The organism is Streptomyces mutomycini (assembly GCF_001700505.1).
Lineage (GTDB): Bacteria > Actinomycetota > Actinomycetes > Streptomycetales > Streptomycetaceae > Streptomyces > Streptomyces mutomycini.
Window position 1 is genome coordinate 18,398 of sequence record NZ_MAPV01000101.1, and the last position, 14,258, is coordinate 32,655.

Here is a 14,258-nt window from a genome sequence, read left to right on the forward strand (position 1 = left end):
CAGTCAGTGATCGCGGCGTCCAGGTCGGAGAAGTTCGCGAAGCGCAAGGAGTCAAGATCCATCAGCTGCCGGACCTTTCGTCGAAGCCCTTGTCCAGGGTGTCGATGTTGCTGACCACCGTGGCGATGTAGACCTCGTCGCCGGCGTGGGCGCCCTTGGTGTAGTCGAGGTGGTTGGAGATGTGGGCGCAGGCGTCCATAAGGGACCTGACCTGGTCGATCCAGCGAGAGGCCACATGATCGAGGGCCCCACCCAGGGCGAACGTCTCCGTCTTCAGGCTTCCGGCGGCCTTCTGGGTGGAGGTGCGGGCGTGGTCACCGGCCTTCTCCAGGTCGCCGTACAGCCTGTACGCGGAATTGCCGATCGCGGCCAGGTCCTGCTGGTTGACCTTCAGATCACCTTGGGGCGGCGGCCCTCCGCCCGCTTCGGGCGGCAGCTGATTCAACTGCATCTGTGCAGAACCCCTCTCCGCGGCCTCGGATTTCAGCTGCTCCCATTCGTCCCACGCCATTGGCGGTAACCCTCCCCGTAGTGGTCGATAATCCCCTGTGCCCCTCTTGTTGCGGGCAAGTGGCAACTCAACCTACCAATCGGGTCCGGCAGTTGCCGTAAGAGTTGACCATGGATTGGCATGATCAATCGAAGGCGATGTATGGAAAAACCGCAACACCGGGAGCGAAAGGGGGTGGGGTGCGCGAATCCCCAGGGGCTTCCGTCGCGGCGCGTGAAGTCCGACTGTCGTGCGTCGGGCCTGGCCCTCCTCCGGCCCCGGAGGGGCGCGCGCCCTGACGCGTGGGGGTGCGAGAGCATGCGGCGGGCGCTGTGGCGGGGGTGAATTTTCGGCTTTTTATTTTACGGTGAGTTAACAATCGTTCACGCCTGATGCACGGAGCGTCGTTGCCGCGTCACCCGACCTGGACGCGCGTAGATGTTCGCGTTCCGGACGGTCCGCCTCTGACCGGCGGTTATGCCGGGCCGTCCCGGAGGGAGACCGGATTCTGGACGAGGTCTTCCGCTGAGCGGACCCGCTCGCTAATCTCCCGGAAACAATGAACGCCCCGTGGCAGTGTGGCCGCGGAGCGCAGCCGGTGCCATGGCCAGTCGGCGGCCTCTCGGTGCGTCGCCGCGGGACCGGCGTCGGTATCCCGGAGACAACCGCCCCGCTCACCACGAGGGAGAGGGCGTCGTGACCGCGGAGACTTCGCAGACGCTCGACCGGGGACTGCGTGTCCTCAAACTGCTCGCCGATACCGATCACGGCCTGACCGTCACCGAGTTGTCGAACAAACTCGGCGTCAACCGCACCGTGGTCTACCGACTGCTCGCCACCCTGGAACAGCACGCGCTCGTGCGGCGTGACCTGGGCGGCCGGGCCCGAGTGGGTCTGGGCGTTCTGCGTCTGGGCCGGCAGGTGCACCCGCTCGTCAGGGAGGCGGCACTGCCCGCGCTGCGTTCCCTGGCCGAGGACATAGGGGCCACCGCCCACCTCACGCTCGTCGACGGTTCGGACGCGCTCGCGGTCGCTGTCGTGGAGCCGACCTGGACCGACTACCACGTGGCTTACAGGGCCGGCTTCCGGCACTCCCTGGACAGGGGCGCCGCGGGCCGGGCGATCCTCACCGCCCGCCAGAAGACGGTCGACCACCCCGGCTACACCCTCACCCAGGGTGAGCTCGAAGCCGGTGCCTGCGGGGCTGCGGCGCCGCTGATCGGTGTGTCGGGGGTGGAGGGCAGTGTGGGCGTGGTGATGCTCGCGGACGCCGTACCGGAGCGAGTCGGTCCGCGGGTCCTCGACGCGGCCCGTGAGGTCGCCGATGCTCTGCGTTGAGACCGGTCGCACCGGCTGCTCCGGTGGTGCCGGGGCGGTCGGATCCGAGTCGGGCGGCGGATAGATTGGGTGGGTGGCCATTCGTCTCTCCCGCCCCCGCGCTCTCGCCCTCTGCGTGCTGCCTGTCCTCGGACTGTTCGGCACGGCAGCCTTCGCGCCGCTGCCGTTCACCGTGGCGCAGCCCGGCACCACCGCCGATGTCCTGGGGGACAGCAAAGGGAAGCCGGTCATCACGATCGAGGGCACGCCCACTCGCACCACCGACGGTGAGCTGCGGATGACGACGATCCTCGCGACCGGGCCCGGCGCCGACGTGGGCGTCGGGGATGTGGTGGACAGCTGGTTCAGGACGGACCGCGCGGTCATGCCGCGCGACTCCGTATATCCGACGGGCGACTCCGAGAAGGAGATCGAGCAGCACAACCTCCAGGACATGGAGAAGTCGCAGAACGTCGCTGTGGACGCAGCCCTGCGCTACCTGGACAGGAAGCCCGGTTCGGTCGACATCACCCTGCACCTCGCGGACGTCGGAGGTCCCAGCGCGGGCCTCTTCTTCTCGCTGGGCATCATCGACAAACTGGTCGGCAACGGCTCCGGCGGCGATCTGACCGGCGGCCGCACCGTCGCGGGTACGGGGACGATCGAGGCCGACGGCGCGGTCGGCGCCGTCGGCGGGGTCTCCCTCAAGACGCAGGCCGCCCGGCGCGACGGCGCGACCGTCTTCCTCGTCCCGAAGGCCGAATGCAAGCAGGCGAAGGCCGAACGCCCCGAGGGCCTGCGGCTCATCCCCGTCACCACACTGGAGAGCGCGGTGTCCTCGCTGCGGGCCCTGGACCGGGGCGGCAAGGTCCCGAGCTGCTGACCTGCGGCTGCCTCCCTCTCCATCCCATGCCAGTGCGCCGATGAGCGTCAGCGAAGTGTCCGCGGGGTGGGCCGCGTCGGCCGTCAGGACTGCCGTGAGAGGAGTCGCCGCTCCTGCGGCCTCTCTCATCCGCAGTCGGGCAGTCGGGCAGTCGGGCAGTCCGGCCGCACACGCCGACGCCGGTGTCTCCACCGCGAGTTGCGGTGGAGACACCGGCGTCGGAAGGGCTGTGGTGAGCCCGCTCAGCCCGCGTTGCGGTGTTTCCGCTCAGCCCTCCTTGATGAATCCTTCCTCCACCAGCCAGTCCTTCGCGACCTCGTGCGGGTCCTCGCCGTCCACGTCCACCTTGGAGTTGAGTTCCTGCGCGAGGTCCGTCGTCAGCTTCTTCGTCACCGGTGCCAGCATCTCCGCGATCTCGGGATACTTGTCGAGGGTCGCCGTGTGGATGGCGGGCGAGGCGTTGTAGTTGGGGAAGAACTGCTTGTCGTCCTCCATGACGTCCAGGTTCATCGCCTTGATCCGGCCGTCGGTGGTGTACACCTCGCCAAGCAGGCAGGAGTTGGACTCCGAGACCTGGGTGTAGATGATCCCGGCGTCCATCTTCTGGATGTTCGAGGCCGGCAGGTTCATCCCGTACTTCTTCTGCATGCCCGGCAGTCCGTCGTCGCGCGAGGCGAACTCGTTCTCCACGCAGACCGTCACGGCCTTCGGGTCCTTCTTGGCGAGGGCCGCCACGTCCGAAAGCGTCTTCAGGTCGTACTTGGCGTTGTTCTTCTTGCTGATCGCCAGGGCGTACGTGTTGTCGAGGGTGGCCGGCGGAAGCCAGGTCACCCCGTTGCCCAGGTCCTCGTCCCGGACCGCCTTCCACTGCTTCTGCGGGTCGACGATCGGTTCGGCGTGGCCGAGGTAGGTGATCCACGCCGTACCCGTGTAGTCGTACAGCGCGTCGGCCTCGCCCTGGGCGACCGCTTCGCGCGCGCTGATCGACCCAGGCAGGTTCGTGCGGTCCAGGACCTCGGCGCCGGCCGCCTTGAAGACCAGGCCCATCACATGGCCGAGGATGATGTTCTCGCTGAAGTTCTTCGAGGTCACCGTCAGGGACGCGCCCTTGAGCGGCTGCCCCTGTCCGATCGATCCCGGTTCCACCTCGTCCACCAGCGGTGAGCCGCTCTTCAGCCCGCACCCCGCGAGCAGGAGGGCGAGCGCGGCCGCCGATGCCAGGCCCGTACGTCCCCTCACGCTTCCTCCAGTCCGCGCGGCGTCAGCCACAGTTCGACCAGCGAGGCCAGCCAGTCCACGAGCAGCGCCAGCACCACGGTCAGTACGGATCCGAGGATCAGCACGGGCATCCGCTGCGTCTGGATACCCGAGGTGATCAGGTCGCCGAGTCCGCCACCGCCGCCGAAGGTGGCGAGGGTCGCGGTGCCCACGTTGAGCACCAGCGCCGTGCGCACACCCGCCAGGATCAGCGGGACCGCGAGCGGCAGTTCGACCTTGGCGAGCGTGCCCATCGCCGACATGCCGATGCCCCGTGAGGCCTCGACGAGGGTCGGCTCGATGGCGTTCAGCCCCGCCACCGTGTTGGAGAACACCGGCAGCACCGCGTAGATCACCATTCCGATGATCGCGGTCGACGGGCCGATGCCCAGCCAGATCACCAGCAGTGCCAGCAGACCGATGGCGGGTGTGGCCTGACCGATGTTCGCGATGGCCGTCACCCCGGGGGCGGCCCTCTTCAGGCCGCGCCTGGTCATCGCGATGCCGAGGGGGATCGCGATGATGAGCACCCAGAAGGTGGAGATCGCGGTCAGCTTGACGTGCTGCCACCAGCGGACTTCGACGGTGTCCCCGGCCAGCGAGTTCTTCGCGATCGAGTCGAGTTCCACGTTGGAGATCCACAGATAGGTCGCGACCAGGACGACCGCGAGGACGGCCGGCACCAGGACGAGCTTCTTCCAGGTGATCCGGCGCTGCGGACCCGGCGGCGGCGCGGAGGGCTCTGCCTCCTCGTCACGGAAGGCAAGGCCGCCCACATCGTGCTCTCCGGGCGGTCGCGCTCCCTTGGGGGGAGCCTGATGACTGGGGGTCATAGCCCGCTGCCACCGCCCTCCAGCTCCTGCTCCGTCCGGTGGACGCGCAGCTCCTCCAGGTCGTGCCGGTGCTCCATCGCGGCGAGCCGGTCGGCCTCCAGGAGTTCCTGCACGGAGTTCATCAGGGTGTGCATGTCGACGACACCGATGAACTCACCGCGCCGCCCGGTCACGGCGACCCTTCCGCCGCTGTCGGTCAGCACCGCCTCCAGCGCGTCGTGGAGCGTCGCGTCACGGGTCACCGTGTCGTGCACCAGCTGCCCGGCCCGGGCGAGTGAGCCCTTCGCCCGCATCAGGTCGCCGCGCCGCAGCCACTTGTAGGGGCGGTTGCGGCGGTCCAGCATCAGCAGTTCGTTGTGCTGGCCGTCCCGCAGCTTGTTGAAGATCGACTGGAGCGGGTCCTCGACGGTCACCGTGGGGAAGTCGGCGATCCCCACGTCCCGGACACGGGTGAGGTTGAGCCGCTTCAGCGCGGCGCCCGCGCCCACGAAGCCGGAGACGAAGTCGTCCGTCGGGTTGGTGAGGATGGCCTCGGGGGTGTCGAACTGCGCGATGTGCGAACGCTCCCGGAGAACCGCGATCCGGTCGCCGAGCTTGATGGCCTCGTCGAAGTCGTGGGTGACGAAGACGATCGTCTTGTGCAGCTCGTGCTGGAGCCGGATCAGCTCGTCCTGGAGGTGGTCGCGCGTGATGGGGTCGACCGCTCCGAAGGGCTCGTCCATCAGCAGCACCGGAGGATCCGCGGCCAGTGCCCGCGCCACCCCCACGCGCTGCTGCTGCCCGCCGGAGAGCTGGCGCGGGTAGCGCCCGTGGAACTCCCGCGGGTCGAGACCGACCAGGTCGAGCATCTCCTCGACCCGGTCCTTCACCCCGGACTTCGACCAGCCGGTCATCTTGGGGACGAGGGCGATGTTCTCCGCGACCGTCATGTGCGGGAAGAGACCGGACGACTGGATGGCGTAACCGATCTTGCGGCGGAGCTTCACCGGGTCCATGTCGGTGACGTCCTCGTCGTTGATCCTGATCCGCCCGGACGTCGGCTCGATCAGACGGTTGATCATCTTGAGGGTGGTGGACTTCCCGCAGCCCGAGGGGCCGACGAGGATCACGGTCTCACCGGCCTTGATGTCCATGGACACGCCGTCCACGGCCGGTGAGGGGCTGCCGGGGTAGGACTTGCTGAGGTCCTCCAGCTGGATGGTGGCACCCGAGGTGGAGCTGGGGCGGGGCGGGGCCGGCTCCGTGGACCCGGTGGCGGTCTCAGACACGGATCCCCCTAGGGATGGTCAGCCGTCCGAGCAGTACGTAGGCGGCGTCGAAGAGCAGAGCGAGGATGACGATGCCGATCGTGCCGGCGAGGACCTTGTTGATGGCGTTCGCGCTTCCCAGTGAGGCGAGGCCCCCGAAGATCTCGTTGCCGAGTCCGGGGCCCGAGGCGTAGGCGGCGATGGCGGCGATCCCCATCAGCATCTGGGTGGAGACCCGGATACCGGTGAGGATGGGCGGCCACGCGAGGGGCAGTTCCACCTTGAGGAGCCGCCGCATCCGTGACATGCCGATGCCCTTGGCCGCGTCGACGAGGGACGGGTCGACCCCGCGCAGCCCGACGATGCAGTTACGGACGACGGGCAGCAGCCCGTAGAGCGTCAGGATGATCACGGTGGGCGGGACCCCGAGGCCCACCAGCGGGATCAGCAGGCCGATCGCGGCGAGCGAGGGGATGGTGAGGATCGCCGAGGTGGACGTGATGGCCAGCGAGCCGCCCCAGCTGCTCCGGTAGCTGACGACACCGATCAGTACGCCGAGAAGCGTGGCGATGACCATGCACTGGAAGACGGCGCTGGCGTGCTGATAGGTGTCGGTGAGCAGTTGTTGGTGGCGGGTGCCCACATACTCCCAGAAGTTCACATGTTGCTCCGTAGGCTCAGTCGGTGTCCTCTGCAGCCTGCTCAACCAGCGGGATAATACGCAGCGGCACCGGGTTTTCCATGACGATCGCCGTGGAGGCCCGGACGATGCCATCAAAGCCGACCACGCGGTCGATCACCCGCTGGAGATCGGCGTTCGAGCGGGCGACGAGCCGGCAGAACATGTCCCCGTGCCCGGTCGTCGTGTGCAGTTCGAGCACCTCGGGCACGCCGCTCAAATGGGTCCGTACGTCGGCGCCTTGTCCCTGCTTGATCTCGAGCGTCGCGAAGGCGGTGACGGGGTAGCCCAGCGCCGCCGGGTCCACGTCCGGGCCGAAACCGCGGATGACGCCATTCGACTGAAGCCGGTCCAGCCGGGCCTGCACGGTCCCGCGTGCCACCCCGAGCCGCCGCGACGCCTCGAGTACACCGATACGGGGCTCGCGGGCCAGCAGCAGGATGAGCCGGCCGTCCAGATGATCGATCGCCATGATCCGTCTCCCGATGGTCAGCCTGTACAGATAGCCCGCTCATCCTCGCGTCCTGCTGCACATGTTGACCAGTGGATGTGCGAACTGTTGCGCACCTTGCGAAGCGGCGGGAACCTTCGGACATGACTGAGACTGTGCACACCACCCCCGACACCGCCCGGCAGGCCGATCCCTTCCCGGTCAAGGGAATGGACGCGGTGGTCTTCGCGGTGGGCAACGCCAAGCAGGCGGCGCACTACTACTCGACCGCCTTCGGCATGAAGCTCGTGGCCTACTCCGGACCGGAGAACGGCAGCCGCGAGACCGCGAGTTACGTCCTGACCAACGGCTCCGCGCGCTTCGTCCTCACCTCCGTCATCAAGGCGTCCACCGAGTGGGGCACGTTCCTCGCCGACCACGTGCACGCCCACGGCGACGGTGTGGTCGACCTCGCCATCGAGGTCCCGGACGCCCGTGCGGCGTACGCCTACGCCGTCGAGCACGGCGCGACGGGCATCACGGAGCCGTACGAGGTCAAGGACGAGCACGGCACGGTCGTCATGGCCGCCATCGCCACGTACGGCCGTACCCGGCACACGCTGGTCGAGCGCTCCGGCTACGACGGTCCCTACCTCCCCGGGTACGAGGCCGCGGAACCGATCGTCGAGCCGGCCGCGAAGAGGACCTTCCAGGCCATCGACCACTGCGTCGGCAACGTCGAACTCGGCCGGATGAACGAGTGGGTGGCCTTCTACAACAAGGTCATGGGCTTCACCAACATGAAGGAGTTCGTGGGCGACGACATCGCCACCGAGTACTCCGCCCTGATGTCGAAGGTCGTCGCCGACGGCACGCTGAAGGTGAAGTTCCCGATCAACGAGCCGGCGATCGCGAAGAAGAAGTCGCAGATCGACGAGTACCTGGAGTTCTACGGCGGCGCGGGCGTCCAGCACATCGCGCTCGCCACGAACGACATCGTCGCCTCCGTGAAGGCGATGCGGGCGGCCGGCGTGCGGTTCCTGGACACCCCGGACTCGTACTACGACACCCTGGGGGAGTGGGCGGGCGAGACCCGCGTGCCCGTGGAGACGCTGCGCGAGCTGAAGATCCTCGTCGACCGTGACGAGGACGGATACCTGCTGCAGATCTTCACCAAGCCGGTCCAGGACCGCCCGACCGTCTTCTTCGAGATGATCGAGCGCCACGGTTCGATGGGCTTCGGCAAGGGCAACTTCAAGGCCCTGTTCGAGGCGATCGAGCGTGAGCAGGAGAAGCGCGGCAACCTCTAGCCACAGCACGTGAAAGGGGCCCTTCTCCCGCCGGGAGAAGGGCCCCTTTCACGTGCGGTCAGGGGGCCGGCGTCGCGCTGGGCCGAGACTGCGGCGACGGGGCCGCCGACCGCGCGGTCCTGGGCTCCTCGGGTGCCTGCGAGGGTGCCCGCGAAGGCTCCTGCGTGGTCTCCGGCGAGGCCTCCGGGGGCGCCTGCGACGGCGACGCCGACGGCTCCGGCTCGGCCGGCGGCTCCGGAGCCGTCGGCTGCATGAACTCCGGGCCGCCCGCCGCGGGCTCACCGAGGGCGTCCAGGGCCTCCTGCGCCAGGGGGGCGGCCAGCGGCGAGAAGTCCGGGTTCGTGCGGAGGGCCTCCTCCAGATGGCCGCGGGCCGGGCCGTCCTGGCCGAGGGAACTCTCGATCATCCCCAGGTGATAGGCGTACGAGGCGTTCCGTACGCCGGTCTCCACCGCCCGCTCCGCGTACTGCATGCCCTCCTCGCTCCGGCCCGCCCGGTGCAGCGACCAGGCCAGCGTGTCCGCCACCGCCGAGCTGCGGCGCTGCGCCTCCCACTCGGTGCGCATCAGCTCCACCGCCGCCTCGGGGTCGCCGTGGTCGGCCTCGAAGCGGGCCTCGGTCAGTGACTCGTCGACCCCGGACGCCCTCGCCCGCGTGAGGAGGTCGCGGAGCTTCGCGTACTGGGTCCGGGCGTCGCCGTCCAGGCCGAGGGACTCGTAGAGCTCGCCCAGTTCGAGTACGTACTCGGGGCGGGGCAGCTTCGTCGTCACCGTCCGGTAGTCCGCCAGCGCCTCGTCCGTGCGGCCGAGCGCCGCCAGCGCGCGGGCCCGGCCGCCGAGGGAGGCGAGGTGGCCCCGGTCGGTGCGCAGGGCCGCGTCGTACTGCGCGAGGGCCTCCGCCGGCTCCCCGCGTTCCGCGGCGAGTTCGCCGAGACGGTGCAGGGCCGCCGCCTTCTCGGCCGGCGTGGCGGCGCGGTCCGCCGCCTCCTGGGCGGTGGCCAGGGCGTCCTCGCGCCAGCCCTGGCCGCGGTACATGTCCGATGTCCTGGCCAGGGCGGGGGCACCCTTGCGCAGGGCGCCGAACTTCTCCGTCGCCCTGCTCGCCGCCGCGTACTCGCCGAGCCCGTTGTAGGCGTCGATCAGCACCGGGTACGCCGTCCAGTTCTTCGGCTGCCGCGTCCGCACGGTCTCGCCCCACTTCTTGGCGGCGAGGAAGTCGTTCCGGGCGTTGGCGAGCGTCCCGAGGCCCACCCAGGCCGCCGTGTTCCCGCGCTCACCCGGCTGCGCGGCCAGCGAACGCTGGAGGGCCTGCTCGGCCCGGGTGTAGTAGGCCGCGTCCGCCGACCGGCGCCCCCACTCCACGTACGCCGTGCCGAGCACCGCCCAGGACGGGGCGTCCGCGGGATGTGTCTCCACCCATTTCTGCCGGTCGCCGATGAGAGCCGTCAGGTCGGACAGCGACGCGGGGGCGCCCGCCGCGGCTGCGGCCTCGGCCCGTGCCACGGGTCCCGGCGGGGGAGCCGGGTCGTCGTCCGGTACGGCGATCACCGCACCGGCCACGAGCACGGCACCGGCCACCGCGCCGAACGCCGCCCTGCGCAGCGTGGTGCGCATCGGCGCGGGAGGCGGTGGGACGGACGTCGCACCCTGGGGCGGCAGGGGGGAGGGCAGCGGCTCCGGGTTCTGCTGCGGCTTGGCATCCATGGTCATCACTCTGCGTCAGTACGAAGATCACATCGGGTTCCGTGAAGGCTGGCGCAGACGGGTTCACACCATTGGCCCCGGGTGTCACGCTTGGATCATGGATGCTCTCCTCGAACGACTGCGCGCAGGTCTTCCGGCCGAGGCACTGATCACGGACCCGGACGTCACAGCCTCGTACGCCCACGACATGGCGAGCTTCTGCGACGCGGGCGCCCCCGCCGTCGTCGTGTTCCCGCGCACGGTCGAGGAGGTCCAGCACGTCATGCGGACCGCCACCGCCCTGCGGGTCCCCGTCGTCCCCCAGGGTGCGAGGACCGGGCTGTCGGGCGCGGCCAACGCCTCCGACGGCTGCATCGTGCTCTCCCTGGTGAAGATGGACCGGATCCTGGAGATCAGCCCGGTCGACCGGATCGCGGTCGTCGAACCGGGCGTCGTCAACGCCACGCTGTCCCGTGCCGTCAACGAACACGGCCTGTACTACCCGCCGGACCCGTCGAGCTGGGAGATGTGCACGATCGGCGGCAACATCGGCACCGCGTCCGGCGGGCTGTGCTGCGTCAAGTACGGGGTCACCGCCGAATACGTGCTGGGCCTGGAAGTCGTCCTGGCCGACGGCAGGCTGCTGAACACCGGGCGGCGCACCGCGAAGGGCGTCGCCGGATACGACCTCACCCGGCTCTTCGTCGGCTCGGAGGGCAGTCTCGGCATCGTGGTGAAGGCCGTCCTCGCCCTGAGGCCCATGCCACCGCAGCAGCTCGTGCTCGCCGCCGAATTCCCCTCCGCGGCGGCGGCCTGCGACGCGGTGTGCCGGATCATGGAGCGGGGGCACACGCCGTCACTCCTCGAACTGATGGACCGTACGACTGTGCGTGCCGTCAACGCCATGGCCTCCATGGGCCTCCCCGAGACGACCGAGGCGCTGCTGCTCTGCGCCTTCGACACGCCCGACCCGTCGGCCGACCTCGCCGCCGTCGGGAAACTCTGTGCCGCGGCCGGAGCGACCGGAGTCGTGCCCGCCGACGACGCCGCCGAGTCCGAACTCCTGCTCCAGGCCCGCCGGCTGTCCCTCCCCGCCCTGGAGACCGTCAAGTCCGCCACGATGATCGACGACGTGTGCGTGCCGCGCTCCCGGCTGGGCGCGATGCTGGAGGGAACCGCCGCCATCGCCGAGAGGTTCGGGCTGACCATCGGCGTCTGCGCCCACGCGGGCGACGGCAACACCCACCCCGTCGTCTGCTTCGACCACACGGACGCCGACGAGTCCCGCAGGGCCCGCGAGTCCTTCGACGAGATCATGGCGCTGGGCCTCGAACTGGGCGGCACCATCACCGGCGAACACGGGGTCGGCGTACTGAAGAAGGAGTGGCTCGCCCGCGAACTCGGCGAGGTGGGCGTCGAGTTGCAGCGCGGCATCAAGGCCGCCTTCGACCCGCTCGGTCTGCTCAACCCCGGCAAGCTGTTCTGACGCCCCTGCGGCGCCGCTCAGACCTCGCCGTCCTGCGGCTCGTCCTGCGACCAGGGATCGCTCAGCCACACGTCGTCGGCCGGCAGTGGGGTGAGCAGTTCGGCGAGGACCCCGTCCAGTCCGAGCAGCGCGCTCTCTGCCCCCGGCGGCACCACCCGCAGGGTGCGCTCCACCCAGGCGGCGACGGCGGCCGACGGCACCTCCAGGAGGGCGTTGCCGTCGGGTGAGGTGAGCGCGACGCAGACGACGCCCCGGTCCGCGACCTTCGTCGGCCAGATCCGTACGTCCCCGTGTCCGCACGGCCGGAACGCCCCCTCGACCAGCAGCTCACGGGCGAACGTCCAGTGCACGGGCGCCTCGGAGCCGACGTGGAAGGTGATGTGCGCGGCGTACGGGTCGTCGGTGAAGTAGGACAGCCGTGCGGGCACGGGGACCGACCGCTCGGGCGACAGGACCAGCTGCACTTCCAACTCGCGTTCCACGGCGTTCTGCATGAGGGTGCACGACCTTCCGATACTCATAGGGGCCGGTCCCGTGACCGGTCCGCACAAGGAGAGACCGCACTCCCCGGCGTCTATGACGCGACTTCCCAGAAAACTTCCTCCGACCCTGAAAGTGGTCCAAACAGCAGGACAGGCACGGGGGTGCTCGGACGTCTGATAGATGTGGACCCTTGTATTGAGGCCTCGAAGAGATACGGGACCACGGTGATGAGCGCCCCAACCCCGGCACCCGGTGACGAAAACCCCCGCGAGGGGTACTACCCAGACCCGTCCATTCCCGGATACGTCCGGTACTGGAACGGCGCTTCGTGGGTCCCCGGCACCAGCCGGCCCGCACCGCCGGGCGGGACGGCGCCCGCGACAGCGCCCGCCCCGGCAGCCGAGGCGGCCCCGCGGCCGCCGGCCCAGGTGGACGAGACCGGGCCGATGTACCTCGACGAGGTAGAGGGCCCGGACACGGCCGGAAGGCACGGCGGAGCGGATGCCCGCGAGGCCGACGTGACGCCCGGCAGGCCGCTTCCGGCGTCCGCCTGGCAGGCCGACACCTCCCGGCAGACCGGCTTCGGCGGCGAACGCGACCACCGCGTCTCATGGGGCGGCCCCGACCCTCGTACACCTGGGGCAGATGACCTCGATCCCCGTACATCCGGGGCGGGCGACCTCGATCCCCGTACATCCGGGGCAGGTGACCCCGGCGCGGGCACGCCCGGAACGGCGACGCCGCCCACCGCTGCGACCCCGGCCGACGGCTCGCCCGACGGCCCGCGCCGGCCCGGCACCCCGGACCCCACGCGTGGCGCACTGCCCGGCATGAGGGACGGCGGCGAAGCGGTGACCGACGGCACCGTCACCATCCGCGCCGACCGGCCCGGCAGCGGAGCCGGTGGCCGCCCGCCCACCGACGGCACGGTCACGATCCGCGCGGTGGGCCCGGGAGCCTCCGCACGCCCCCCGCGTCCGCGCGACGAGGGGCACGACCGGGCCGAGGGCACGATGACGATCCGCGCCGTGCCGCCCGGCGGCACCCCGCAGCCCCCCGCCCCCACCCCGCCGCAGGCACAGGCGCCGGGGTTGAACACGCCCCTGACACCGGGCCCCGGCGGCGGGTCCGCATCCTGGCCGCAGCAGGCCCACCAGCTCGCCCGGCCCGAGCAGACGGTCCGCCCGCAGCAGGCCCGGCCCCAGCAGCAGGGCCCGATGCCCGTGCAGGGGCAGGGCGTCGGGCCGGAGCATCAGCAGCCCGTCGTGCCCTGGAAGCCCCCGGTGGACGACCCCTTCCAGCAGCTCGCCCGGTCCCAGGCCTCCGCCAGGCCCGCCGCCCTGGGCAAGCGGCTGGTCGCCCGGCTCCTCGACACCGTCGTCCTCGGCGTGCTGGCCGGAGCCGTCGCCTTCCCCCTGGTCACGCAGGCGATGGACCACATCGACCGGAAGATCGAAACAGCGAGGATGTCCGGTGAGACGGTCACCGTCTGGCTCCTCGACGCCACCACGGCCGGACTGTTCGGCGGGGTCCTCGCCGCCTTCCTCGTCCTCGGCTGCGTCCTGGAGGCCGTGCCCACGGCCAAGTGGGGCCGTACGCTGGGCAAGAAGCTGTGCGGCCTTGAGGTACGGGACATCGAGTCCCACGACTCGCCGAGCCTGGGCGCCGCGCTGCGCCGCTGGCTGGTGTACGGGGTGCTCGGCCTGGCCGCCGTCGGTGTGCTCAACGTGCTCTGGTGCCTGATCGACCGCCCGTGGCGCCAGTGCTGGCACGACAAGGCGGCCCGCACCTTCGTCGCCGGCCGGTAGCGGCCCCCGTACGCCCGTGTGCTGACGTCCCGTCCCCCGAAGGGACCTGAGCCGTTGCAGGCCTTCACGGGCCGGGGTGCACTGCCCCCATGAGTAACGAACCACCGCCTCCGCCGCCCGACGACGACCCCTTCTCGAAGCGGCCGCCGCAGGGGCCGCCCCCGCCGGGCGGTTCGCCCTACGGCAGCGGGCCGCCCCCGCCCCCGCCGCCGCAGGACCCGTACGGCGGCGGCGGGCCCTATGGTGGTGCGGATCCGCTGGCCGGCATGCCGCCGCTCGCCGAACCTGGCAAGCGGATCCTCGCGCGGCTGATCGACTTCCTCATCATCTCGATCCCGCTGTACCTGATCTCGC

At 70.3% G+C, this 14,258-nt stretch carries 13 protein-coding genes and 1 pseudogene; 6 read left to right on the plus strand and 8 right to left on the minus strand.

The features are described from left to right. Window positions 1-61: 61 nt before the first annotated feature. Window positions 62-511 (minus strand): hypothetical protein, encoded by a 450-nt coding sequence (locus BFF76_RS15940; RefSeq protein WP_053929424.1) that lies wholly within the window; start codon window positions 509-511, stop codon window positions 62-64. A 675-nt stretch (window positions 512-1,186) separates the two neighbouring features. On the opposite strand from BFF76_RS15940, the gene BFF76_RS15945 reads away from it, so the two are divergent. Further along, window positions 1,187-1,828 (plus strand): IclR family transcriptional regulator, encoded by a 642-nt coding sequence (locus tag BFF76_RS15945; RefSeq protein WP_031100129.1) that lies wholly within the window; start codon window positions 1,187-1,189, stop codon window positions 1,826-1,828. 73 nt (window positions 1,829-1,901) lie between these two features. After that, window positions 1,902-2,690: a S16 family serine protease gene (locus tag BFF76_RS15950; protein WP_031100131.1), complete on the plus strand. Its 789-nt coding sequence runs from the start codon at window positions 1,902-1,904 to the stop codon at window positions 2,688-2,690. Window positions 2,691-2,957: 267 nt separating this feature from the next. On the opposite strand, the gene BFF76_RS15955 is transcribed toward BFF76_RS15950, so the two are convergent. Genes BFF76_RS15955 through BFF76_RS15975 form a run of 5 tightly spaced genes read right to left on the minus strand, consistent with a single transcriptional unit; the run spans window position 2,958 to window position 7,178 of the window. Further along, window positions 2,958-3,929 (minus strand): glycine betaine ABC transporter substrate-binding protein, encoded by a 972-nt coding sequence (locus BFF76_RS15955; protein WP_053929426.1) that lies wholly within the window; start codon window positions 3,927-3,929, stop codon window positions 2,958-2,960. Next, window positions 3,926-4,780, minus strand: a complete 855-nt coding sequence (locus tag BFF76_RS15960) for an ABC transporter permease (protein ID WP_065848458.1) — start codon at window positions 4,778-4,780, stop codon at window positions 3,926-3,928. Before BFF76_RS15960 ends, BFF76_RS15955 begins: the two co-directional genes overlap by 4 nt. Then, complete coding sequence (locus BFF76_RS15965; protein ID WP_031100137.1) at window positions 4,777-6,048, minus strand: ABC transporter ATP-binding protein; 1,272 nt, start codon at window positions 6,046-6,048, stop codon at window positions 4,777-4,779. The genes BFF76_RS15960 and BFF76_RS15965 overlap by 4 nt, the downstream gene beginning before the upstream one ends. Then, window positions 6,041-6,688 (minus strand): ABC transporter permease, encoded by a 648-nt coding sequence (locus BFF76_RS15970; protein ID WP_031100139.1) that lies wholly within the window; start codon window positions 6,686-6,688, stop codon window positions 6,041-6,043. The genes BFF76_RS15965 and BFF76_RS15970 overlap by 8 nt, the downstream gene beginning before the upstream one ends. 16 nt (window positions 6,689-6,704) lie before the next feature. Further along, window positions 6,705-7,178 carry an Lrp/AsnC family transcriptional regulator gene (locus BFF76_RS15975; RefSeq protein ID WP_031100141.1) on the minus strand — a complete coding sequence of 158 codons (474 nt, stop codon included), beginning with the start codon at window positions 7,176-7,178 and terminating at the stop codon, window positions 6,705-6,707. Window positions 7,179-7,300: 122 nt separating this feature from the next. On the opposite strand from BFF76_RS15975, the gene hppD reads away from it, so the two are divergent. Further along, window positions 7,301-8,446 carry a 4-hydroxyphenylpyruvate dioxygenase gene (gene hppD / locus BFF76_RS15980; protein ID WP_065848459.1) on the plus strand — a complete coding sequence of 382 codons (1,146 nt, stop codon included), beginning with the start codon at window positions 7,301-7,303 and terminating at the stop codon, window positions 8,444-8,446. 58 nt (window positions 8,447-8,504) lie between these two features. Here hppD and BFF76_RS15985 read toward each other — a convergent pair whose 3' ends face one another. Then, window positions 8,505-10,148, minus strand: a complete 1,644-nt coding sequence (locus BFF76_RS15985) for a tetratricopeptide repeat protein (RefSeq protein ID WP_065848461.1) — start codon at window positions 10,146-10,148, stop codon at window positions 8,505-8,507. A 97-nt stretch (window positions 10,149-10,245) separates the two neighbouring features. On the opposite strand from BFF76_RS15985, the gene BFF76_RS15990 reads away from it, so the two are divergent. Continuing rightward, window positions 10,246-11,613 (plus strand): FAD-binding oxidoreductase, encoded by a 1,368-nt coding sequence (locus tag BFF76_RS15990; protein ID WP_053929879.1) that lies wholly within the window; start codon window positions 10,246-10,248, stop codon window positions 11,611-11,613. Between the two features lie 17 nt (window positions 11,614-11,630). Here BFF76_RS15990 and BFF76_RS15995 read toward each other — a convergent pair whose 3' ends face one another. Then, the gene (locus tag BFF76_RS15995) at window positions 11,631-12,107 is read right to left on the minus strand and encodes an SsgA family sporulation/cell division regulator (RefSeq protein ID WP_031100151.1); all 477 of its coding nucleotides are present in this window, start codon (window positions 12,105-12,107) and stop codon (window positions 11,631-11,633) included. A gap of 216 nt (window positions 12,108-12,323) precedes the next feature. Between BFF76_RS15995 and BFF76_RS16000 the strand changes: the two genes are divergently transcribed. Then, on the plus strand, window positions 12,324-13,904 hold the full coding sequence (locus tag BFF76_RS16000; protein WP_065848460.1) for an RDD family protein: 1,581 nt from the start codon (window positions 12,324-12,326) through the stop codon (window positions 13,902-13,904). Between the two features lie 89 nt (window positions 13,905-13,993). Further along, window positions 13,994-14,258 (plus strand): annotated as a pseudogene (locus BFF76_RS16005) (RDD family protein); the annotation flags it as partial.

Excerpts from the sequence above, each read along its gene's own strand:
- BFF76_RS15985 (WP_065848461.1), bottom strand. The coding sequence starts at position 10,148 with ATGGATGCCAAGCCGCAGCAGAACCCGGAGCCGCTGCCCTCCCCCCTG.
- BFF76_RS15960 (WP_065848458.1), bottom strand. The coding sequence starts at position 4,780 with ATGACCCCCAGTCATCAGGCTCCCCCCAAGGGAGCGCGACCGCCCGGA.
- BFF76_RS15995 (WP_031100151.1), bottom strand. The coding sequence starts at position 12,107 with ATGCAGAACGCCGTGGAACGCGAGTTGGAAGTGCAGCTGGTCCTGTCG.
- BFF76_RS15990 (WP_053929879.1), top strand. The coding sequence starts at position 10,246 with ATGGATGCTCTCCTCGAACGACTGCGCGCAGGTCTTCCGGCCGAGGCA.
- BFF76_RS16000 (WP_065848460.1), top strand. The coding sequence starts at position 12,324 with ATGAGCGCCCCAACCCCGGCACCCGGTGACGAAAACCCCCGCGAGGGG.
- BFF76_RS15940 (WP_053929424.1), bottom strand. The coding sequence starts at position 511 with ATGGCGTGGGACGAATGGGAGCAGCTGAAATCCGAGGCCGCGGAGAGG.
- hppD (WP_065848459.1), top strand. The coding sequence starts at position 7,301 with ATGACTGAGACTGTGCACACCACCCCCGACACCGCCCGGCAGGCCGAT.
- BFF76_RS15975 (WP_031100141.1), bottom strand. The coding sequence starts at position 7,178 with ATGGCGATCGATCATCTGGACGGCCGGCTCATCCTGCTGCTGGCCCGC.